This is a genomic window from Tychonema sp. LEGE 07196, assembly GCF_963890365.1.
Classification (GTDB): Bacteria; Cyanobacteriota; Cyanobacteriia; order Cyanobacteriales; family Microcoleaceae; genus Microcoleus.
The window spans coordinates 1-22,059 of sequence record NZ_CAWPRX010000108.1; the positions used below are offsets into that span (position 1 = coordinate 1).

General features: G+C 46.5%; 9 protein-coding genes and 1 pseudogene. 3 read left to right on the forward strand and 7 right to left on the reverse strand.

Annotated elements, in window-relative coordinates; genetic code table 11:
* Window positions 1-543, forward strand: a 543-nt coding sequence (locus AACV78_RS13205) for an inorganic phosphate transporter (protein ID WP_194074298.1), incomplete at its 5' end; no start/stop codon positions are given.
* A gap of 32 nt (window positions 544-575) precedes the next feature.
* Here AACV78_RS13205 and AACV78_RS13210 read toward each other — a convergent pair.
* Window positions 576-4,649, reverse strand: a complete 4,074-nt coding sequence (locus tag AACV78_RS13210) for a non-ribosomal peptide synthetase (protein WP_194008773.1) — start codon at window positions 4,647-4,649, stop codon at window positions 576-578.
* A gap of 36 nt (window positions 4,650-4,685) precedes the next feature.
* Complete coding sequence (locus tag AACV78_RS13215; RefSeq protein WP_228042230.1) at window positions 4,686-9,944, reverse strand: non-ribosomal peptide synthetase; 5,259 nt, start codon at window positions 9,942-9,944, stop codon at window positions 4,686-4,688.
* 154 nt (window positions 9,945-10,098) lie between these two features.
* Here AACV78_RS13215 and AACV78_RS13220 point away from each other — a divergent pair, with 154 nt between their 5' ends.
* Complete coding sequence (locus tag AACV78_RS13220; protein ID WP_194008772.1) at window positions 10,099-11,208, forward strand: alpha/beta fold hydrolase; 1,110 nt, start codon at window positions 10,099-10,101, stop codon at window positions 11,206-11,208.
* Window positions 11,209-11,361: 153 nt separating this feature from the next.
* Here the strand turns inward: AACV78_RS13220 and AACV78_RS13225 are convergent, their stop codons facing one another.
* Both AACV78_RS13225 and AACV78_RS13230 read right to left on the reverse strand, forming a co-directional pair.
* On the reverse strand, window positions 11,362-12,798 hold the full coding sequence (locus tag AACV78_RS13225) for a PepSY-associated TM helix domain-containing protein (RefSeq protein ID WP_194008771.1): 1,437 nt from the start codon (window positions 12,796-12,798) through the stop codon (window positions 11,362-11,364).
* Window positions 12,799-13,091: 293 nt separating this feature from the next.
* Entirely contained in the window at window positions 13,092-16,427 is a 3,336-nt protein-coding gene (locus AACV78_RS13230) for a non-ribosomal peptide synthetase (protein WP_194008770.1), read from the reverse strand.
* Between the two features lie 811 nt (window positions 16,428-17,238).
* Between AACV78_RS13230 and AACV78_RS13235 the strand changes: the two genes are divergently transcribed.
* Window positions 17,239-19,014, forward strand: a complete 1,776-nt coding sequence (locus AACV78_RS13235) for a DMT family transporter (protein WP_194008769.1) — start codon at window positions 17,239-17,241, stop codon at window positions 19,012-19,014.
* Window positions 19,015-19,127: 113 nt separating this feature from the next.
* Here the strand turns inward: AACV78_RS13235 and AACV78_RS13240 are convergent, their stop codons facing one another.
* The 3 genes and pseudogenes from AACV78_RS13240 to AACV78_RS28745 form a co-directional block, all read right to left on the reverse strand.
* A complete protein-coding gene (locus AACV78_RS13240; protein ID WP_194008768.1) occupies window positions 19,128-21,158 on the reverse strand; it encodes a bifunctional serine/threonine-protein kinase/formylglycine-generating enzyme family protein in 2,031 nt (676 codons plus the stop codon).
* Between the two features lie 132 nt (window positions 21,159-21,290).
* Window positions 21,291-21,470 carry a hypothetical protein gene (locus AACV78_RS13245; RefSeq protein ID WP_228042231.1) on the reverse strand — a complete coding sequence of 60 codons (180 nt, stop codon included), beginning with the start codon at window positions 21,468-21,470 and terminating at the stop codon, window positions 21,291-21,293.
* A gap of 83 nt (window positions 21,471-21,553) precedes the next feature.
* Window positions 21,554-22,024 (reverse strand): annotated as a pseudogene (locus AACV78_RS28745) (FMN-binding negative transcriptional regulator).
* Window positions 22,025-22,059: the final 35 nt, after the last annotated feature.

Sequence of the window (22,059 nt, forward strand, 5' to 3'; positions counted from 1 at the left end):
CTCTCCCCCTCTCCCCCTCCCCGCCACTCTCTCATCGAGCAACAGATGGCGAGATTTCAAGTATTGAGCGCTTGTTTTGTAGCATTTGCCCACGGTTCCAACGACGTAGGAAATGCCGTTGCGCCCCTAGCTGCGATCGCTTACATCCGGCGCACAGGTTCCTTTCCCTCAGACGATTTCAGCGTTCCCCTGTGGATTTTAATCGTCGGAGGCGTAGGAATCGTCATCGGTTTAGCAATTTGGGGCAAAAATGTAATTGCCACAGTCGGCGAAAAGATCATCCAACTGCAACCCAGCGGCGGATTTTGCGCCGAATTAGCCACAGCCACCACAGTCTTGCTAGCATCCCGCTTCGGGTTTCCGGTTTCCACATCCCACGCTTTAGTCGGTGCAGTTGTCGGAGTCGGACTGATCAAAGCTTGGAAAACAGTACGCTGGGAAACTTTGCTGTCAATTGGTTCGGCTTGGCTGGTGACAATTCCGATCGCAGGCGCTTTGGGTGCTAGCATTTTTAGCATCGCCCAATGGATTTTAGCCAGATGAACGCAATTCGATCGATCGCGCCCAAGGGCCGCTCAATCACTTAATTTCTGCTTCAAGCAAAGGTTTAGCTGTCTGGCCAGCACCTCAACACAGGGCTTTCTCAACATAGTAAGGTGATTGCCAGGAACTCGAATCACCTCTACTTGTGCCGCCGTTAAATCGCTCCAGCCAAGAGTCGGATCTTGATGGTTCGTGCTGAGCTTTTCCCCCGATCTAAACAGAGTAATTCGGTGCGGATAAATTTTCGGTACATAGCTGAGAGTTGCTTGACTGTTAGCCTGAAATACAGTAAACATCGAAGGAATTGCCAGCTCGCGCCAGTTGTGTTGTTGTGACTCCTGAGATAAGATGCTAACCATAACAGCCTGTTTCCAATTCCAGCCATGCCAACAATTAGCAGCCCAATTAAGCAGCTTATTTAATTTAGGAAACCTGGCAGCAATACCGCCAACTTGCACATTTTCCGCAGCAGCCACCAAGCGAAAATAATCGACCACAAAAGGCCAGATAGAGCGCGAAACAGTAGTCAGAATAAACTTGCAACCGTCCCAAAAAGAAGGTTTGTTAGCAGCAATCGGCGCTAAAGTATCCAGCACAGCCAGCAAAGCCACTTCATCACCCGCTGCGAGTAACTGTTGAGCCATCTCAAAAGCCACCAAACCTCCAAAAGACCAACCTCCTAAAAAATAAGGCCCTTTTGGTTGAACTGTACGCAAGGCTGCGATGTAGTCAGCCGCCATCTCTTCAATGCGAGTTAACGGAGAACTTTCCCCGTCAATTCCTTTAGGTTGCAGCCCGTAAAACGGTTGATTTTCTCCTAGCTGAAATGCTAGCTCGACATAAGGAAATACCACGCCAAAGATGGGATGGACGCAGAAGAACGGCGGATTTTTACCGCGAGGCTTAATTGCCACTAAAGGCGACCATTCCAGAGAATTTGTTTCTGAAGATAGCGAATCTGCTAAACCTTCTATTGTCGGATTTAAAAAAAGAGCAGACAGAGGCAACTCGCGCTCAAATTGCTGGTTAATCTCATTAATGAGGCGAATTGCGAGCAGGGAGTCTCCACCCAAATCGAAGAAGTTGTCGCCAATGCCAACAGGCTCTGTGTTAAGGATTTTTGACCAAATTTGGGCGAGGGTTGACTCGGTTGGCGTGCGAGGTGCAATGCAGCTTTTATCTGTTGAATTGCTAGTGAGATTCTCCGGCGATATTAGGCGGTTGCGATCGATTTTGCCATTGGGAGTTAGGGGCAGAAAGTCGATCGCCACAAAAGCACTGGGAATCATGTAATTGGGCAGTTGTTGTTTGAGAAAATTACGCATTTCCAAGGGATTAAGCGTCGGATTTTGATTGGGGACAACATAAGCAACTAGGCGCTTGTTGCCCGAAAAATCATCTTCAGCAACCGCCGCTGTTTCTTTAACTGCGGGATGCTGAAGCAGCAGCGCTTCAATTTCTCCCAATTCTATTCGATAACCGCGAATTTTTACCTGTTCGTCAGTGCGGCCTAAAAACTCAATATTGCCGTCGGGAAAATAGCGAGCTAAGTCACCTGTTTTGTAAATTCGTTCTCCCGCTTTTTGGCTAAACCGATTAGCAATAAATCGCTGGGCGGTTAATTCGGGGCGGTTGAGGTAGCCTCGCGCCAATCCGCTGCCGCCGATGTACAATTCACCGGGAACTCCAACGGGTACAGGCTGTAAATTTTCATCTAAAATATAGAGCTGAGTGTTAGCTATTGGGCGGCCGATTGGCGGTTTTTTGCGCTCGCAAATTTCAGCAAAACTTGACCAGACAGTCGCTTCTGTAGGGCCGTAAGCGTTAAAAAACCTGCGCCCAAAACCCCAGCGTTTCACAACATCCGGGGAACAGGATTCGCCAGCACAGATGATTGTTTGCAGTGCGGGAAGTTCGGCGTTTGGAAGGACAGCTAGCAGCGAGGGCGGCAGGGTAGCGTGGGTAATAGCATTATCCTGCAAAAATTGGATTAATGTTTGTCCGGGCAACAAAGATTCTTTCTTGGCACAGTAAAGTGTTGCTCCGGTTCCCAATGCCATGACAATCTCAAAGATTGAGGCATCAAAACTCAGAGATGCGAATTGCAAAATGCGGTGATTTGAGCTTATTTGAAAAGCTTCTATTTGAGCTAGGGCTAAGTTGTAGAGTCCGCGATGTTCGATTAAAACGCCTTTTGGTTTTCCGGTTGAACCAGATGTGTAAATGATGTAGGATAGGTTTTCTGGTATAATATTTGTAGTTAAGTTTTCTGGGCTTTTTCTGGCAATAATTTCTAAGTCTGAATCCAAACAAACTACTGTAAAGACTCCGTAATTTTCCGGCGCAGTCAAGTTTTGGGCTAAGTGCTGCTGAGTTAGCAAAATCGACACCTGAGCATCTTCTAACATGAAGTTAAGCCGCTCTTGAGGATAAGTTGGATCTAAAGGCAGGTAGGCTGCGCCTGCTTTGATAATGCCTAAGATGCCGACGATCGCATCTAAGGAACGTTCTACACAAAGCCCTATTAAAACTTCCGGTTTGGCACCCAATTGCTGCAAGTAACGTGCAAGTTGGTTGGCTTTGCTGTTGAGTTGGCGGTAGGTTAACTGCTGGTTTTCAAAGACGGCGGCGACAGCATCGGGCGCGAGCTCGACTCGCTCTTCAAATAGCTGATGGAAACACTGGTTTTGCGGATAATCTCTCTGAGTGTCATTCCAATCATTTAATAATTGCTGGTATTCTGGTGCTGTCAGCAAAGCCAAGTCGCTGAGGCGCTGTTGGGGATTGGCAACAATGGCTTTTAGCAGCGTTTGGAAATGTTCGGCCATGCGGGCAATTGTGGCGCGATCGAATAAATCTGTGCTGTAAACAATTTGCCCTTGAATGCTTCCTGCATCTTCCCACAAGTTGCACTCTAAGTCGAGCTTGGCGGTTCCGCTGTCAAAGTCTATCGCCCCCAAAGTGATTCCCGGCAATTCTAGCGCTGCTACAGGAGTGTTTTGCAGGCTGAAACTAATTTGAAATAGGGGGTTGCGGCTCAATTCGCGATCGGGGTGCAATTCCTCAACCAACTTCTCGAAGGGCAAATCTTGGTGGGCGTAGGCTGCCATTGCGACGTTTTTTACCCGATGCAATAGTTCCCGAAAAGTTGGGTTTCCCGACAAATCTGCACGCAGCACCAAACTGTTGACAAAAAAACCGATTAATGCTTCTATTTCGCTTTTGTTGCGATTGGCGATCGGCGTTCCTACTGCAATATCTACTTGTCCTGTATAGCGGTACAGCAAAGTTTGAAAAGCGGCTAGTAAAGTGATAAATAAAGTCGCGCTTTCTTGCTGGCTAAATGACTTTAGCTGCTCGCTCAAAGCAGGTGATAGTGTTATAAAATATTTAGCACCTCGGTAGGATGGAACCGCCGGCCTTTGTCTGTCTGTCGGTAGATTTAGCGCGGTAATTCCCTTTAACTGCTCGCGCCAATAATCTAACTGGGTTTCTAATACTTCGCCCTGCAAGTATTGGTGCTGCCACTCTGCAAAGTCGGCGTACTGCACGGGCAGTGCTGGTAAGTGCGATTCCCTTCGGGATAGCTTCGCTTCACGCTCGTTTTTTACAAATGCCGTGTAGAGCGTTCCTAGCTCTCGAATTAGCACTCCCATCGACCAACCATCAGCCACAATATGATGTAAATTCAGCAACAATATATGTTCGGTTTCACCCAGTTGTAACAGTGTTACTTTAAATAACGGCCCGGCGGCTAAATCGAAAGGGCATTGCGCTGCATCGGTTGCGAGTTGCAGCGCTGCGGTTTCCTGCTGAGTTGGCGAGAGATTTTGTAAGTCGATTGTGGGGAGGGGTACTGTTAAAATGGGAGCAATAATTTGTACGAGTTCCCCTTCCAAAAGCGTAAAAGTGGTGCGTAAAGTTTCGTGCCGCTGCACAATTTCGTTGAAGGTTTGCTCTAAGGCTATGAAGTTGAGGGAACCTGTTAAGCGGAGCGCTGTTGAGACATTGTAGAAAGGATTGCCCGGTGCTAATTGATTGAGGAACCAAAGCCTCTGCTGAGCAAATGATGCGGGGAAGACGAAAACTTCTGTTTCTTGCTGCATATTTATCGAAATTGCACCCGTTCAACCGCCTTAATTTTATTTACTTTCTCGATCAAAAGATGATAGCTTCCTCCGCCGACTTTCGCGAGAAATAGCCACTAAAGCCGGAGCTTTAATATCAACCTTGCTCTCTTTTAAATTCTCCACAATCTTAGATAATTCTCCGATTGTCGGCGCTTCAAAAACCCTTCGCAAAGGCAACTCTACCGCGAAAGCATCTCGCACTCTCGAAACAAGCTGAGTCGCCAGCAGCGAATGGCCTCCCAATTCAAAGAAATTGTCGCGGATACCCACTCGCTTTATCCCCAAAACTTCGGCCCAAATTTTCACTAAAACTTCCTCAACAGAAGTATGAGGCGCAACATAACTGCCAGCCCATTCTAACTTAATTGGCTCCGGTGCGGGCAAAGCGAGGCGATCGACCTTTCCGTTAGCCGTCACCGGTAGCGACTCCAGCACCACAAAAGCCGACGGAATCATATATTCAGGCAGTTTTTCTGCTAGATAAGCCTGCAACTGCGGTACTAATTTACGCGCTGCTTTAGCTTGTAAGGGATTGTTAGCATAAGAGCGCCAAGGACGCAAGTTATCGCTTCGGGTTTCTTGCCCAAAATCTCTGGTTTTGCCCCGTGCAAACACTACATCGTAGCGCCCTTGACTGTCGGAATTAGACCAACTAATATTGACATTGTACGGAACTTGCAAAGCATACCAATCCTCTGGATCGACTCCTAAATTCTCGACTTTTTCTACGGCTTTCTGCAACTGAGCTGCTGTGGTAAATTTATCGACAACTGACAGCAATTCTGCCGCCTTAACTGCGGCCGTTACCCGCGCATTAGGCACATTAGCAATTCTTAAAATATCGAGTTGATTTTCCAATAATGTTTGTTGCACCTTGGCAACAGTCAGATTCTGATTTTCATCCGACCAATCCAACCGTTTTGATCCCCCCTGCCCCCCTTGAAAAGGGGGGTTCTGAAGCTGTGTTTTGTCATAAAAGTTAGAGATACTTCTTAGCCCTCCTTCATAAGGGGGGTTGGGGGGTGCTATTTCCGGCGCAATATGCAGAATAGCATTGTACCGAAAATCAGTTAACTCGTTGTGGTAACTACCGCGAATTAATTGAATCTCTACGCCGCTAATCTGCGGAAAGCAGTGCTTTAATGCCTTAAAAAAATCTGGTTCAATAACTAACTCTGTTTCTTGAAAAATTTGCATTTGTACTCGCTGCTGCAACTGTTCGCCAGCGAGAGAAGGTTCGGCTTGATACAGTTGTACTGAAGCGTGGAAAGCTTCCAGCAACGGCAAGCTGCGGACATCTCCGATGAATATAAAGCCGCCGGGAGCAGTTGCTTTCACCGCACCTTCTAGCACCTGTACGAGATAGTCGATATTCGGGAAATATTGCACGACTGAGTTGAGAATCACCGCGTCAAAAGCTGCTGTCTCTACTCCGGCAAAGTCAGTCGCCATTTTCTGAAGCAGCGTTACATTAGCTAAGTGTTGATTTGCCAAGTGTTGCTGAATGTAGTTGAGCGAAATAGGTGAAAAGTCTGTGCCGCAATAGTGAGTGCAGCGAGGCGCGATTTGGAACAGCAACAAACCTGTGCCGCAGCCAATTTCTAACACTCGACCCGGCTGCAAAGCTAAAATTTGGGCTGCTTGATTGTTCGCCCAGTCGCGCATCTGTTCTGCTGGGATTGGCCGATCGGTATAACTGCTATTCCAGCCGACTATATTAAATGTTGGATCTGAGTCAACAGCAGGTCGATCGTAAGTTTCATTGTAGAGCATTTGCCACTGCAAAACCTGTTCTTCCTGCAATTGCATGATTTGGCTGGTTTCGCGGGCACTGCTATATTCTGGATTGAGGGCGACATAAGCTATTAAACGTTTATTTCCTTCTGCATCTTCCGAGGTTGTGGCTGTGGTTTGCTGCACGGCAGGATGTTGAGTTAATACTGTTTCGATTTCTCCTAATTCGATGCGGAAACCGCGAATTTTTACTTGTTCGTCAATGCGTCCTAAAAATTCAAGGTTGCGATCGCCTCTGTAGCGCACTAAGTCGCCGGTTTTGTAAATTCGCTCTCCTGAATTTGGTTTAAACTGAGATGTTGCACCATTATCGAGAACAGGCAAGATGCCTGTTCCACAAGAGATGAATTTGCTTGTGGAACAGGCATCTTGCCTATTCCTAAACAAGTCATTGAGAATGGTGCCTGAATTTAGTTGAAACTGAGATGTTGTACTATTATCGAGAACAGGCAAGATGCCTGTTCCACAAAGATTGAATTTTATTGTGGAACAGGCATCTTGCCTGTTCACAAACAAGTTATTGAGAAGGGTGCCTGAATTTGGTTTAAACTGAGATGTCGCACTATTATCGAGAACAGGCAAGATGCCTGTTCCACAAAGATTGAATTTTATTGTGGAACAGGCATCTTGCCTGTTCATAAATAAGTCATTGAGAAGGGTGCCTGAATTTGGTTTAAAAGGATTGGAAATAAATCGTTCTGAGGTTAAATCGGGGCGGTTGAGGTAGCCGCGAGCGAGTTGGTTTCCGCCGATGTACAATTCGCCAACAACGCCGATCGCCACCGGCTGCAAATATTTGTCTAATATGTAGATTTGAGTGTTAGCAATGGGGCGGCCAATTGTCGGGGCGATGTCTGTTTGCTCTGTTGCAGGAATGTAACCGGAAGTTGTGACGACTGTGTTTTCGGTGGGGCCGTAATTATTTACTAGCTTAAATGGATGGGATTTTAAAGGATGTTTTTGCAGTTTTTCGCCGCCTGCGAGCAAGATTCGCAAGGCTGTATTTTGAGGCCAATCTAATCGCAAAAGTTTTTCGGCTAAAGGTGTTGGTAAAAAGCTAATTGTTATTGCTTTTGATACTAACCAGTTTTGCAGTTTTTCAGGATCTCGCCTGATTTCGTCTTCGGGAAAGTAGATGCTAGCTCCGGCGGCGAGATAAGGCCAAATTTCCCACCCGCAAGCATCAAAGCCGATCGCAGCAATTTGCGTAGCCCGATCGCCCGCTGACACCTCAAACTCTCTTTGATGCCAAAAAACGAGATTTAACAGGCTCCCGTGCTCAATTTCCACTCCTTTCGGCTTTCCGGTGGAGCCGGAGGTGTAAATCGCGTAAACCAGATTTTCGGCTGTGGCGGCGCTGGTTGGATTGTCGGCGATTTCTTGGGAAATCATCTCCGAGTCTGTGTCTAAACAAACTATCTGTAAATTGGGCGAGCGCAAATTCTCTACCCATTGCTGCTGAGTTAACACAACAGATAATTGAGCATCTTTTAGCATAAAGCTCGATCGCCCGACGGGATAGCTGGGATCTAAAATGAGGTAAGCTCCTCCCGCTTTCAGGATACCCAACATCCCGACAATCAGATCGAGCGATCGCTCTACGCACAGCCCGACTAAAACTTCCGCCCCCACCCCGATTTTTTGCAGATAATGTGCTAGTTGGTTGCTGCGGAGATTTAGCTGCTGGTATGTGACTCGCTCATCTCCAAATACCAGCGCCACCGCATCCGGTGTCCGATCTGCCTGCATTTCAAATAGCTGATGGATGCACAAATCTTGCGGATAATCTGCCTGAGTATTGTTGCATTCAACTAACAAATGATAACGCTCTTGGGCGCTCAAATATTGCAAGTTTGCAATTCGCTGTTCGGGATTTTTCACAATGCTTTCTAACAGCGTTTGAAAATGTCCTAACATTCGGGCGATCGTAGCTTCATCAAATAAATCGGCGCTGTAAATAACCATGCCGCTGATGCCCTCGGAGCTATCAACCCACAGCTTATTGCTGGGCGATTGGTTGCTTTCCGAGCTGTTGGGCGATCGCTCCCACAAATGAAACTCCAAATCAAACCTGGCTGTACCGACATCTAACTGCTGCGGGCTGAGGGTTAATTCGGGCAATTCTAACCGATTCGCGGGCGCGTTTTGCAGCGCAAAGGCCACCTGAAATAAGGGATTTTGGTTCAACGCGCGATCGGGGTGCAGTTCTTCTACTAACTTCTCAAACGGCAAATCTTGGTGAGCGTAAGCTCCCAATGCTACCTCTTTGACTCGGTTTAAAAGTTCCCGAAAAGTGGGATTTCCCGACAAATCTGTACGCAGCACCAAACTGTTGACAAAAAAACCGATTAATGCTTCAATCTCACTGCGGTTGCGATTGGCGATCGGCGAACCTACAACAATATCTTCTTGCTGCGCGTAATGGTAAAGCAACGTTTTAAAAGCTGCCAGCATGGTCATAAACAGCGTCACTCCTTCGCGCTGGCTCAACGTTTCTAAAGCCTCGCTCAGTTGTTTTGGCAGTTGCAAAAATTGCCTTTTGCCTCGGTAACTTTGAATTGCTGGCCTGGGTCTATCCGCAGGCAAATTTAGCATAGAAAGGCCGTTTAACTGCTGTCTCCAGTAAGCAAGCTGCGTTTCTAAAACTTCCCCTTGCAGCCATTCGCGCTGCCATTTGGCAAAATCAGCATACTGGATCGACAAAGCAGGTAAAGGCGAAGGTTTTTCGCAAGCAAATGCCGTGTAAAGCGCGCCTAATTCCTGAATTAGCACTCCGATAGACCAACCGTCGGAGACAATGTGGTGCATATTCAGCATCAGCAAATATTCGGCATCATCTAACTGCAACAATGTGACTCGGAGCAACAAGTCATTGGATAAATTAAAAGAACTTTGAGCTTCCTGGGCGGTGAGTCTGTTTGCTTCAGTTTGTCGAGATTCCTTTGGCAAGTTTCGCAAGTCCACTACATTAATCGGGAGGTGGAAAGCAGCAGCTATTCTCTGAACCGGTTGGCCCGAAACTACTGCTAAACTCGTGCGTAAAGCTTCGTGGCGGCGCACAATTTCATTGAAGGTTTGTTGCAGCGCCGTCAAATTGAGCGAACCTGTCAAACGCAATGCTGCGGGAACATTATAAAAAGGATTGTTCGGTACTAATTGGTCTAGAAACCACAAGCGCTGCTGTGCAAAGGAAAGCGGTAGATTTCCGTCCCGCCCCACAGGAACAATCGGTGCAAAAGTGAAACTCGAATTCCGATTAGCTGCTTGTAAAAATAAAATTATTTCGGCTTTTTTCTGAGATATTTCGGCGCGCAGTTCCGGTGTAATAATTCCTTCGGGAGCATTGCAGCGCAGGAGCTCGCCCTCAACAAAAACATTAATATCTAGACTGCGAAGGTAAGATAAAAACTCAACTAACTCTACCGTGACAGAATCTCTGGCATTTGGCGATGAACTCGATATTTTTGGATCGGTCATTTTGAGTCATCCTGTCATTACTTGGGCAAATCAATAAAATAAATTCTACCAGCGCACAAATTAAGAGCTTAACTTACCGCTTGCCGACTGTGGCCTAACCTGAGTATGATTCTGTTTGAATCCGCCACCAAAATCCTACCCAAGGTTTCAGCTTATGCCGTTCATGCCCTTCAATTTCCTGTTCCTATGGCTGGTGGGACTGCTGTCCGTCGGGGTACTTGGCGGAGGTATATACATTGTCTACGAATGGTACATCGGCGCACTTGTAGGGATTTCCTACTTAGTCAGCGGAGTGTTGATGGTTCTTTGGTCTGTTGGCGGCCGCTTTATCAGTTTGCCGCTGTTCCGCCGCCCCGGTACTGACGAACCGAAGCCGATGCGGACGGGTACGGTGCAGCGGGTAGAGAGGCCTGATGGCACTATTTTACAAGTAGAATTCTACGGTCCAGAGGACGGACAGCCGATTATCCTCTCGCACGGTTGGGGGCCGAACAGTATGGTTTGGTATTACGCGAAACGGCAACTGAGCGATCGCTTCCGAGTGATTGTTTGGGATCTTCCAGGGCTGGGAAAATCCACTCGACCAAAAAACAGCGACTACTCCCTAGAAAAATTTGCCCGCGATCTAGAAGCCGTCATTGCCATAGCAGGAAATAAACCTGTTATCCTACTCGGACACAGCATTGGCGGCATGATTTCTCTCACCTTCTGTCGGCTTTTCCCAGAACTTCTCGGTAGTCGAGTAGCTGGTTTAATTCTGGTAGATACGACTTATACTAATCCCGTCAAAACAGCTATTTTTAGCGGTTTATTACGCGCTTTGCAGAAGCCGATGCTCCAACCTATGCTCTATCTCACCATAGCTTTTGAACCCATTATGTGGGGAATGACTTGGCTGAGCTATCTCAATGGTTCACTGCACATCAGTGTAGAATTATCGGGATTTAAAGGCACTGAAACGCGCGGTCAATTAGAGTTCTCCGCTTTCTTATCAGCCTTGGGTTCTCCCGGCGTTCTCGCTCGCGGCACACTGGGAATGTTCAAATATGATGAAACAAAAACTTTGCGATCGATTGACATTCCAGTGTTGGTGATCTGCGGCGATTCAGATATAGCCACTACGCCCCCAGCTAGCCTGCGGATGAAAGCAGAATTACCTCAAGCAGAGCTACTTACTATACAGAAAGGAGGACACATGGCATTAATGGAACACAACCAAGAGTTTGCCCAAGCTGTCAGGGCATTCTGCACTGAAATTTCGTGACTAAAAATGTGAGTTAAAATCCAATACGGTTCAGTTAAGGAAAATTGTAGCGAAAATGTTGGGCGGAGTGAAACGGAGGGTTTGTTCCCTCGCGGCCCAACCTACGCACTGATTCGGTCTAGTTCCTAGAGCTCGAAAGTCACCCTCCCACCTTTAACTGAAAATGCGCTTGAGGGCAGGAATACGAGCCAACACGAAATAATCCAACAGCAGAACGGTGACGAGTGAAAGTCCTACAAGCGGGAAGGCAATCCCTAAAACAGCAACGATGGCGAGTGGCACTTTCCATCCCTGAACATGGGTGGGCATTGCAGGCGCACCGAGCCAACCCGTCCCTTTCGGACGACGCTGCCACCACATCACCGTACCACTGACTGAAAGCACAATCAAAATTAAGGCTGCAAACAACATCAGCAGTTGATTGCTCAATCCAAAATATTTGCCCATGTGAATGGAAATTCCCATTTCTACGGCTTTGGGTATTAACCCGTAATCCTTCCACCGCACATCTGCTAACACTTTGCCACTGTATCGATCGATGTGCAGAGTGACTTCTTGCGCCGGATTATTGGGAAATGCCGAAACCGTGTACACACCCGTTTGGGATTCTGGAAAACTAACACTAAATCCAGGGGGTGCGCCTTTTACTTGGGCTAAAGTTACAACAGAATCTAGATTTACGGACGTACCAGCAGGAGTTCCCCTGATAATTTCGTTGTGTCCTGAATGATGCTCCTCTCTAGGCTTACTAGATTTGGGAATTGGTAATTGCTCTACTGCCCAAGGCACAATTAGATTGCCCTGTTGATTGAGTGAGCCTGTGAGTGTTGTCGATTGAGGCACGTTATCCCACATTTGTGCAGGATAGTGACTCGACAAACGAGCGAAGGTATCTCCCCAAAAACCTGTCCAGGGTAGTCCACTAATGATGAGAAAGCCAATTAGCAATACGCCATAAAATCCCGAAACGGCGTGTAAGTCCCGCCAAAATACCCGCTTATTCTGGCTCCACACACGCGGAATTAATGTTCCTAAAAAAGTTACTTTGCCGCGAGGCAACCATAAATATAATCCGGTAATTAGCAAAATCAGTCCCCAACAGGAAGCAAGCTCTACTAAATAATCTCCCAATTTTCCGATCATCAGTTCGCCGTGAATCTTGCGTGCGATCGCTTGGAGATTATTATTTTCATCGCGATCGCCTAAAATCTTAGCCGTATAAGGATTCACGAAAACGGCTAGTGTTCTTTCATCTTTAGTCGCGATCGTCACTTCAGCACTACGATTAGACGCAACGCTCGGCGTAAATTTTGTTACTTTGGCATCAGGATAAGTTCGTTGAACAACTGCCACCTGTTGAGTATAAGACATCACCACATCCGCAGGCTGCACAAACATATTCTGGTGATACATCGCAGCATCTAATTGCGGTTTAAACAGGTAAATGATGCCTGTGATTGACAAAATCAGCATGAAAGGAATAACAAACAAGCCTGCATAGAAATGCCATCGCCAAACGGTGCGATAAAAACGATTACTGGGAGGTTCAGCAACCAGTGAAGGGTTAAAAACGCTGTTCAATTTACTCATTGTTGTTTGCCAAAATATCGACAAAAAACCATTGTGCTACACAAGTATGAACAATGTCAAAAGACAGGCTGTCAAACAGAGACGCTCCCCACTTTTGGACGGTCAATCGATTTTAGATTTTAGATTTTAGATTTTAGATTTTAGATTGACCCCACGGATAAATGCGGGGGCTTGAGGATTTTAGATTTTAGATTTTGGATTGATTCCACGGATAAATCCGGGGGCTTGTACCATCAAGAAATTCTTGGTCATTCCACAAAATAATCAAAATCATCCCGCAATTATGTAAGCCCTTAAAATTCCACATCTTCTCGCTCTTTTTCGTCGGTTCTGGGAGCATCCAAACCTTTCGCGGCCCAGCGCATTGTTTCAATATATTTTGCCAGACTCGCCACAGTCGGAGCCTCAAACAAATTGCTGACCGGTAGCTCAACTTGCAAAGCGTCTCGGATGCGAGAAATTAACTGAGTTGCTAGCAGGGAATGCCCGCCTAGTTCAAAGAAATTATCGTAGATACTAACCTGCTGCTTTCCCAAAACTTTAGCCCAAATTTTCCCTAGCATTTCTTCGAGATCAGTGCGAGGCGCTACATAGTTTTCTGTTAGATCCTCGTTGTCTGTATCTATATTAGGCAAAGCGCGACGATCGACTTTGCCATTAGGCGTCAGCGGTAGGGACTCCAACACTGCATAAGTTGCAGGAACCATATATCCCGGTAACTTTTGTTTCAAAAATTGGCGCAATTCACTTGACTTTAGATTGTCAATTTCTGCTTTTTCATTAATGTCATCAGTCACAACATAAGCTACCAAATGTTTATCGTCGGGGATGTCTTCCCTGACAATTACTGCTGCTTCGCGCACTTGTCGATGCTGGCACAAAGCCGCTTCAATTTCTCCCAATTCGATGCGGTAGCCGCGAATTTTTACTTGGTCATCAATGCGGCCTAAAAACTCGATATTGCCGTCAGTTAAATAGCGACCTAAATCACCTGTGTTATAAAGGCTAGAACCAGATTTATTGCTAAAAGGATGAGGAATGAATGCAGCAGCGGTTAAATCTGGGCGGTTGAGGTAGCCTCGCGCGAGTCCGTCGCCGCCGAGGTATAATTGACCTGCAACGCCGATCGCCACCGGCTGCAAATCCGCATCTAGGAGATAAATTTGCGTGTTGGCGATCGGACGGCCGATGGGGATCGATGTTGCGGTTTCGGGTACGTCTTGCACGCAGTAATAAGCGGAAAATGTGGTATTTTCGGTAGGGCCGTAAACGTGAATTAATTGAGTGGTTGGATTTTGTTTGAGAACTTTTTTCCCCCATCTAATATCTGCTGTTTCTCCGCCAAACAGCAAGCAGCGCAGCGAATTAAAAGCTTGCGGTAAAATTCGGGCAATCTGTTGAAATAAGGCGGTTGTTAAAAACAAAATTGTGATTTGTTGTTGGCGCAGTTCTAAGGCTAAATCGTGAGGCGAAAGGGTAATATTGGTGCTAATTCCTACGAGTTGAGCGCCGTTAAGCAAGGCTCCCCAAATCTCGAATGTGGCTGCATCGAATGAAGCGTTTGATGCTTGGGCAATTTTATCGCCCGGTTCTATTTTTATATAATTGGTGTTGAGTACCAGCCGATTTACTGCTTTGTGGGTGACAGCAACTCCCTTGGGTTTTCCGGTGGAGCCAGATGTGTAAATGACGTAAGCTAGGTTATCTGCTGTTACTTTGTTGGTGAGATTTTCTGTACTTTCTTTGGCGATTTGTTCGGAATCGCGATCGCACTTAATCACCGAGTTGGAGAAGTCTCGGAAATTCTCGATCAATTTATCTTGAATTAGCAAGACTTTAACTCCAGCATCTTCCAGCATCAAGTTTAGCCGATCGCGCGGATAGCTCGGATCTAACGGTAAATAAGCGCCTCCAGCCTTCAGTACAGCCAACATCCCGACAATTAGGTCGATCGATCTTTCGGCGCAAAGCCCCACCAAAACCTCCGCCCCCACGCCCTGTTTTTGTAAATAGCCCGCCAGTTGGTTGGCTTTGCTGTTGAGTTCTCTGTAAGTCAAATGCTGGCCCTCGAAAGTGACGGCGACAGCCTCCGGGTGCTGCTGGGCCCGCTCCTCAAATAACTGATGAATGCACTTATTTTGAGGATAATCCGTGCGAGTATCGTTCCATTCTATTAATAATTGATTCACTTCATGCTCGCTCAATAAAGGTAAGTTAGCAATTCCTTGTTCGGGATTGGCGACAATGCTTTCCAGCAGCGTTTTAAAATGCCTCAGCATTCGGGCGATCGTAACTTCATCAAATAAATCCGTATTGTACACAGCTACGCCTCTGAGCCCTTCCGAATCTTTCCACTTTTCGCCGTACCTGCTCCTAAACTTATCCTCAGCTTCCCACAAATGCAGCTCTAAATCAAAGCGCGTTGTTTGAGTCTCCAAATGGAAAGAACTCAACTTTAATCCTGGCAATTCTAGCTCGTCTACAGGCGCATTTTGCAGCCCGAATACCACTTGAAACAGCGGGTGGCGATTGAGCGATCGCTCCGGGTGCAATTCCTCGACGAGCTTCTCAAAGGGCAAATCTTGGTGAGCGTAGGCTCCCAGGGTTACTTCCCGCACCCGGCTCAAAAAATCTCGAAATGTCGGGTTTCCCGAGCAGTTTGTTCGCAGCACTAAAGTATTGACAAAGAAACCGATTAGTGCTTCTATTTCACTGCGGTTGCGATTGGCGATCGGCGAACCTACAACAATATCTGTTTGCTGCGAGTAGCGGTAAAGCAAAGTTTGAAATGCTGCCAGCAGTGTCATAAATAAAGTCGCTCCTTCTCGCTGCGATAGCCCTACAAGTGCGTCTTTCAGTTGTTTCGGCAGTTCTAAATATTGAGTTTTTCCGCGATAATTTTGCCTAGGTGGTGCTAGGCGATCTGTGGGCAAATTTAATACAGAAATTCCGCGCAATTGCTGCCGCCAATAAGCAAGCTGAGTTTCTAATACTTCACCTTGCAGCCATTCGCGCTGCCACTCGGCAAAGTCGGCATATTGAAGTAATAATTCTGGCAGGGGAGATGGCTGTCGATCGATCAAAGCTGTATAGATAGCTTCTATTTCTCGAATTAGCACGCCGATCGACCAATCATCGGAGGCTATGTGGTGCATATTGAGCAATAGAATATGCTTTGTTTCTGTCAGCCGCAAAATGGTGACTCGCATCAGCGGCCCGGTGGATAAATTGAAAGGGCGCAGAGATTCGGCGGCGGTGATTTTCTGGGCTTCTGTTTGCCGTTGTTCGGGCGGCAAATGTTGCAGTTCTAATATTTGAAAATTTATCTGGCCAACAGGAGAAATTATCTGCATTGGTTGACCTGATACCGCTGCAAAAGTGGTTCGCAAAGTTTCGTGTCGCCGCACTATTTCGTTGAAGGTTTGTTCCAAGGCTGTTAAGTTGAGGGAACCGATTAATCGCAGTGCTGTTACTACGTTGTAGAAAGGGTTTTCCGGGGAGAATTGGTCGAGGAACCACAGGCGCTGCTGGGCAAATGATGCGGGAAAGACAAAGACTTCGGCTTCTGAGGAAATATTCTGTTTTTGTCGATCGCCTGTAAAGAAATTGTCATGAATTTCGGATGCCATATCTGTTGCTCTTGGGGATGAGATGTGTTAATTTTTTGAGGGCGCGGGTGGTTTTTTACGGTGCGATCGCCTTTTAAAACTTTGGCGAGGAAAAAAATGACACTTTTAATACCAATGGAATAAAGTAGCGTTAGATATTACCCCCCCAACCCCCCTTATTAAGGGGGGGGTAAGAATTCATCCATAGCACATCTTTAGAAAAATGGTATAACATCCTCAGAAACCGGGTTTCTCGGAGTTTTGGGTTTAGTGAGGAGAAATTAACCCAGAAACCGGGTGTCTCGCAGTTTTGTGCGAATACATCCTCAGAAACCGGGTTTCTCGGAGTTTTGGGTTTAGTGAGGAGAAATTAACGCAGAAACCCGGTTTCTCGGAGTTTTGTGCGAATGGAAGATAACTTGGGTTTTGAACTCAGCAATAGCCTTGTCGAATGCAGGCATATTGCCCTGGAACCCTTATTCTACTGTTGGGGGTCAAAAACTGTCGCGGCCGATTGCGGTCAAAAAATAGAGAATGACTTAGTGCATGGCGGGTTTGTGGCCGATCGGCAGTTGCATTTTTGTTTCAAACTGGTGTCAGATGCGAGAATGACCCAGAGCAATCGGTGCAGAGGTCAAGCTGTAGTATGATTTCTAATTGCACAAAGTGTTTTTGGGGCGATCGCAATTTTCTCACATCTTCAACCCAAGCGACTAATATTGATTAAACAGTGTCAGGGATCTTTTAGAGAAAATGACTGGAAGTTGGGCTCTACTTTGCAAAAATACTTAAGAACACTGAACGTGCAGTTTAAATTAGAGGTTATAGGCCAATGGCGCAGCGGAACGTATACTCGTCAAAAGACGACCCAGGGGATGCACAGTCAGCAGAAGAAGTCCTCCACTCAGTGATTCAGGAACTGGACGCTTTGCACCAAAATGTCAAAGGCCAGTTAAATCAGGACATTACTCGGCTCGAAAGTGAAAAAAATAACCTGATTGACGATATTGAAGACCTCAGAGAGCAATATCGCAAATTGCAGTCCCAGCAAATGGAATCTCTGTCTGGGCGATACATTCAGCAGCAGCAATTGTGGCTGAAGCAGTTGGCTCAAGTTTTGGCTCACAATTTGCAGGATTTGTTGGTGCAGCGGTTCAGCGAACTCAGCGCTAACTCGGGACATTCTCTCAGCAGCCCGATTCCCAGCGGCGAATTCCCGATACCGATGCCGCCGAGCAACTACGACGAACGGGCCTCGGAGTTGCTGGCGGCGCTGGATCAAAGGATCGATCGCAGTTTCCAGATGCTCGAACAAGATTTGAGCAGCTATGAAAGCGAGCTTTCCATGCGGCTCAATAATATGCAAACCTTAGAGCGGCAAGGGGAAGAGCTGTTACAAAATCTTGTAAACCGGATCAGGGAAGAACTCGAACAAGAAGAAGAAGAATATCTTGACAATCCTTTCGACGCTAGAGATTCCTATCCCGAAGTATCAGCTAATTCTGTCCGCCCCTCAGCTCCAGCTATAGCGCCAGCACCTGTCGATGCGCCGCGGGACTCTGTGTCACAGCCTTCTTCAGGTTCTGCTGCAATTGCTAAAGCCGGTTCTCAAGTGCAAGCAGGTTTGATTCTGGCTTTATCTTCGGCGGTGGTATTGTCGCTGTTTAATGTTTGTTTGAGAATTTTGATTAAAAGCAGAAATCCTCGGATGATTTTTGGCTTGTTTGAAGTTCCGGGGGTTGTAACTCCTGGTTTTGGCAATTCTTTGTTGATTTTGTTGATGCGGCTGATCGTGGTGATGGCTTTGATGCCAATATTGGCAACTTTTCTGTATCCTTCTGTGTGGAAAGATATTAGGCGGTTGTTCCAGTCGGGCGATCGCGCTTTGTGGAGCAAGGTTTTAGGAAGCGCATTTTTTCTGTTTTTGTCTCAGGTTTTGATTTATTTGGCGATCGGCAATATTCCGGCGGGAATTGCGATTACGATTTTCTTTATTTACCCGATCGTCACCGTACTTGGTTCTTGGATCTTGTTTGGCGCTCGCCCAAGCACGATCGGCTTTTTGGCAATCTGCGGAATTACCGCAGGTTTGATTTTAGCCGGCTGGCCGAGTTTTGCAGCCCCAGCTCCCGGCGGCGGCAATGTCGGGGTGGGAGTCGCCGCGGCACTCGGTGCTGGTATTACCTTTGCAGGTTACGTATTGCTGACGCAAATGGCCGCGGGCAAGCTGCACCCGATTCCTTTTAGTTTAGTTAATTTCGCCACGATTTTTGTATTTTCCGCCCTGAGTTTGTGGGTGCCGCTCTCGGAAAATTTAGCTCCTAAAATAGACCCAAATGTATGGCCCGGTTTGATCTTGGGAGGCGTTATTTTAGGGGTGCTGACGCTGTTTAGCTATCTTTTGAACAATTTTGCCATCCGCTTTGCGGGGGCGGCATTAGCGTCAGTAATTGGCACTTTGGGGCCAGCGATGACCGCACTCTTTGGGTTTGTCATTATCAATGAGAAGTTGCAGCCTTTGGCAATTATTGGCATGGCTGTAGTGACATTGAGCGTGGCAGCTATGAGTGTGGAACGCATAGTCGCTCCTCAAAAAAAGGCTACTTAAGCTAAGGTAGAAACTGGTGTTTGTAGTTCGGACTTTAGTCCTAGGATTTTAAGGACTAAAGTCCGAACGATCGAACCTGTTTTAGGGTGTTTAAAATAGAAGCCAACACAAGATCAAACAACAGAAACAACCACACGAAAACCTACAATACTAGCCTTACAATCCGGCTGATATCTGAGACGGCACGCGCTGCGACAATTCGGAGGGCGATCGTTCCAAGAACCTCCCCGCAACAACCTCAGCGAAGAGTCCCCGTCAGACTCCCAAACGCTGCCATCCGCAGGCGCACCGTTATAATTATGGTGCCAAGCATCCGCGCACCATTCCCAAACATTTCCGTGGAAATCGTACAATCCGAAAGCATTAGGTTTAAAACTGCCAACATCTGTCGTTTGAAAGCGATAAACTCCCTTCGGCGCGTCAGCGTAATTAGAATTTCCGTTGTAATTTGCTAACTCGCTGGTAATCGTTTCCCCAAAATGAAACGCCGTCATAGTTTGCCCCCGGCAAGCATATTCCCACTGCGCCTCGCTAGGCAAGCTATACTTCTTACCTGTTTTGTGAGAAAGTCTAGCGCAAAACTCCACCGCTTCGTACCAAGATACATTTTCAATCGGTCGATTTACACCTTTAAAACGGGAAGGCTCAGGATTGAGAAACATTTTAATTTCCGGCAGCGCTGCAACAGCATTCCATTGCGACTGAGTGACTGGAAATTTACCAATATAGAAAGCAGCTAAAGTTACTGAATGCTGTGGTTTTTCGTCGCTGTCACCCCGATCTTTTGGGCTGCCCATCAGGAAAGTACCGCCAGGAATAGATACCATTTCCATGACTGTACCGCTGCCGATATGTTCTTCAAAAAAACGCGCTCTGCGGCTGTTAAGATTAGTTTGCTGCCCGCGATTGTCTACTGTCACTACCTGAAATTCAAAGGTGCTTTTGACAGTAGCAATACTTTGTGTTACTTTGCTCCGAGGCGGATTGCTGTGGGATTTTCCACTCGGATTAACAGAGATATTGCTGTTTATTTGTCGGCTTTGCTGGCTCTGACTATTGAGAGCAAGTTGTTCAATCTCGTTCAAATAAGCATTTAGCGGAGGTAGGGCTACCTTGGGCTGAGCATAATTTAAAGTAATTTTTCCGCCATTACCACAGTGAGGTGGGGGAGGTAGAGAATAGAGATTTAAAGCTTTGATTACTTCATCAGCAGATTGATATCTATTTTTGAGATAATCTTGAATTAATTTATCTAAAACTGTTGCTAATTCGCTGCTAATTTTTGTGCCGGGTGGTAAGCGTTCTCTCCAAATCCAGCCGCCGTTAATCGGGTCGTAAAGGTCATCGAAACCGTCAACTTGTGGCAAACATTTAGTTAGCAGTCTGAGACAAGTTATCCCCAAACTATACAAATCGCTTCCGGGGAAAACTTGACCCCGCATTTGTTCTACCGGGGAATATCCGGGCGTTCCTACGGTGGTGCCGACTTTGCTTAGATGGGAACCAGTAAATTGTTTGGAGACGCCGAAATCAATCAAAACTAATTCTCCCCGCCCTCCTCTGCGGAAAGCCGAATTGCGAAAATTTCCAAACTTGGGCGGGGATGAGCTGGCTGAGGTGCGGCGGCGGATGATATTCTCAAGTTTGATGTCTCGGTGAATGACATGGCGATCGTGCACAAATTTCAGAATCGGTAAAATATCTGCCAGTAACTGCCAAATTTTTTCTTCGTTAAAAGCGCCCTGCTGAGTTAATTCAGCCAGTAAATTTTGCCCTTCAATCAATTCTTGTACTAAATAAAGCCGCTTGTCTTGTTCAAAATAAGCAATTAATCGAGGAATTTGGGGATGGTCGCCAAGTTCGTAAAGTCGTTTCGCTTCTTGCTTAAACAGTTCTGTAGCCTTTTGAAGTGCTGATGTTCCCTGAACTTGGGGGGAAAACTGCTTGATGACGCAGGAATCGTCCATGCGATCGATATCTACCGCTTCATAAGTTCTGCCAAATCCTCCTTCGCCCAACGGCCGAATTACGCGGTAGCGGTTTCTGAAGAGGGGCGTGAGGTCTGATTCGCCGCAACTTTGACAAAATTTAGAGTTGTCGGGATTGAAAGGATTAGAGCACCTTGGATTCGAGCAGTAGAACATATCCTTGGGGAAGAAATGATCCGGTTAAGATAATGATATATCTTTTCGGGTTCCTCATGGAGCAGTCTCCGATCGATACATACAAAGCCCTCGATTTCTCCAAAGTAGGGCAGCAATTGTGCGTTTCACTGTCTAATTCGCTTCCAGGTGATGTTTCATCTCGGCACCCACGGCACTAGCAGCCGGATCTAAACTCTGTTGCAGTGTATTTGACACTGTTTCCCGATCGACTTGGCTGCGATTTTGACTGAGCTTGTACTTTCCTTCCAATCGAGTTACAGCCATCTCAACTCCTACAATACCATCCATCATCCCTTCACGGAATTGATTCGATCAACCGTGCCAATGCGATTTGTAGTTAGCTTCGTAGGTGTCTAAGCTGTTCTGCATCTAAATTACCTATTCCTAAATTGTGAAACCTTTGTAGTGCGAGCATCTTGCTCGCTGGGGTAGTATAGTTTAAATGCAGAACAGCTTATCATCTGATTTATCATTTTGTTCATTGCTTCTGGTGAGTCATTGAGCATGATGATTTTGGGAACACCGCAGGCATGAACAGCAATATAGTTCCATGTCGGTACACTCTCGTGTTTTTCATACTGTGTAGGGGAAATGTAAGCGTGTGGCAGGCATGAAAATAGCCAATGACTCAGCGGATTTGAAGGCTTGCCATTGAGGATTTTACTTTGCGAGATGACCGCTTAATTTCACGACATCTTCTTTTCTTGCACAACGATGACGAGAGGAATATGTGAAGCACAAGGTACACCGTCTACAATCGATACAAATGTTGCGAAACTATTGGCTTGCATGAAAGCAACCAGTTTATCAATATTGTCTTCTTGAAAGGCAGTTGGTCTATACATGGCGATTTAACCTCGATATCAGTTTTCAATATAGG

What these genes read in the sequence shown, in the direction of transcription:
- AACV78_RS13225 (WP_194008771.1), bottom strand. Translation starts at nt 12,798, where the DNA reads ATGAGTAAATTGAACAGCGTTTTTAACCCTTCACTGGTTGCTGAACCT.
- AACV78_RS13245 (WP_228042231.1), bottom strand. Translation starts at nt 21,470, where the DNA reads ATGATGGATGGTATTGTAGGAGTTGAGATGGCTGTAACTCGATTGGAA.
- AACV78_RS13210 (WP_194008773.1), bottom strand. Translation starts at nt 4,649, where the DNA reads ATGCAGCAAGAAACAGAAGTTTTCGTCTTCCCCGCATCATTTGCTCAG.
- AACV78_RS13240 (WP_194008768.1), bottom strand. Translation starts at nt 21,158, where the DNA reads ATGTTCTACTGCTCGAATCCAAGGTGCTCTAATCCTTTCAATCCCGAC.
- AACV78_RS13215 (WP_228042230.1), bottom strand. Translation starts at nt 9,944, where the DNA reads ATGACCGATCCAAAAATATCGAGTTCATCGCCAAATGCCAGAGATTCT.
- AACV78_RS13230 (WP_194008770.1), bottom strand. Translation starts at nt 16,427, where the DNA reads ATGGCATCCGAAATTCATGACAATTTCTTTACAGGCGATCGACAAAAA.
- AACV78_RS13235 (WP_194008769.1), top strand. Translation starts at nt 17,239, where the DNA reads ATGGCGCAGCGGAACGTATACTCGTCAAAAGACGACCCAGGGGATGCA.
- AACV78_RS13220 (WP_194008772.1), top strand. Translation starts at nt 10,099, where the DNA reads ATGCCGTTCATGCCCTTCAATTTCCTGTTCCTATGGCTGGTGGGACTG.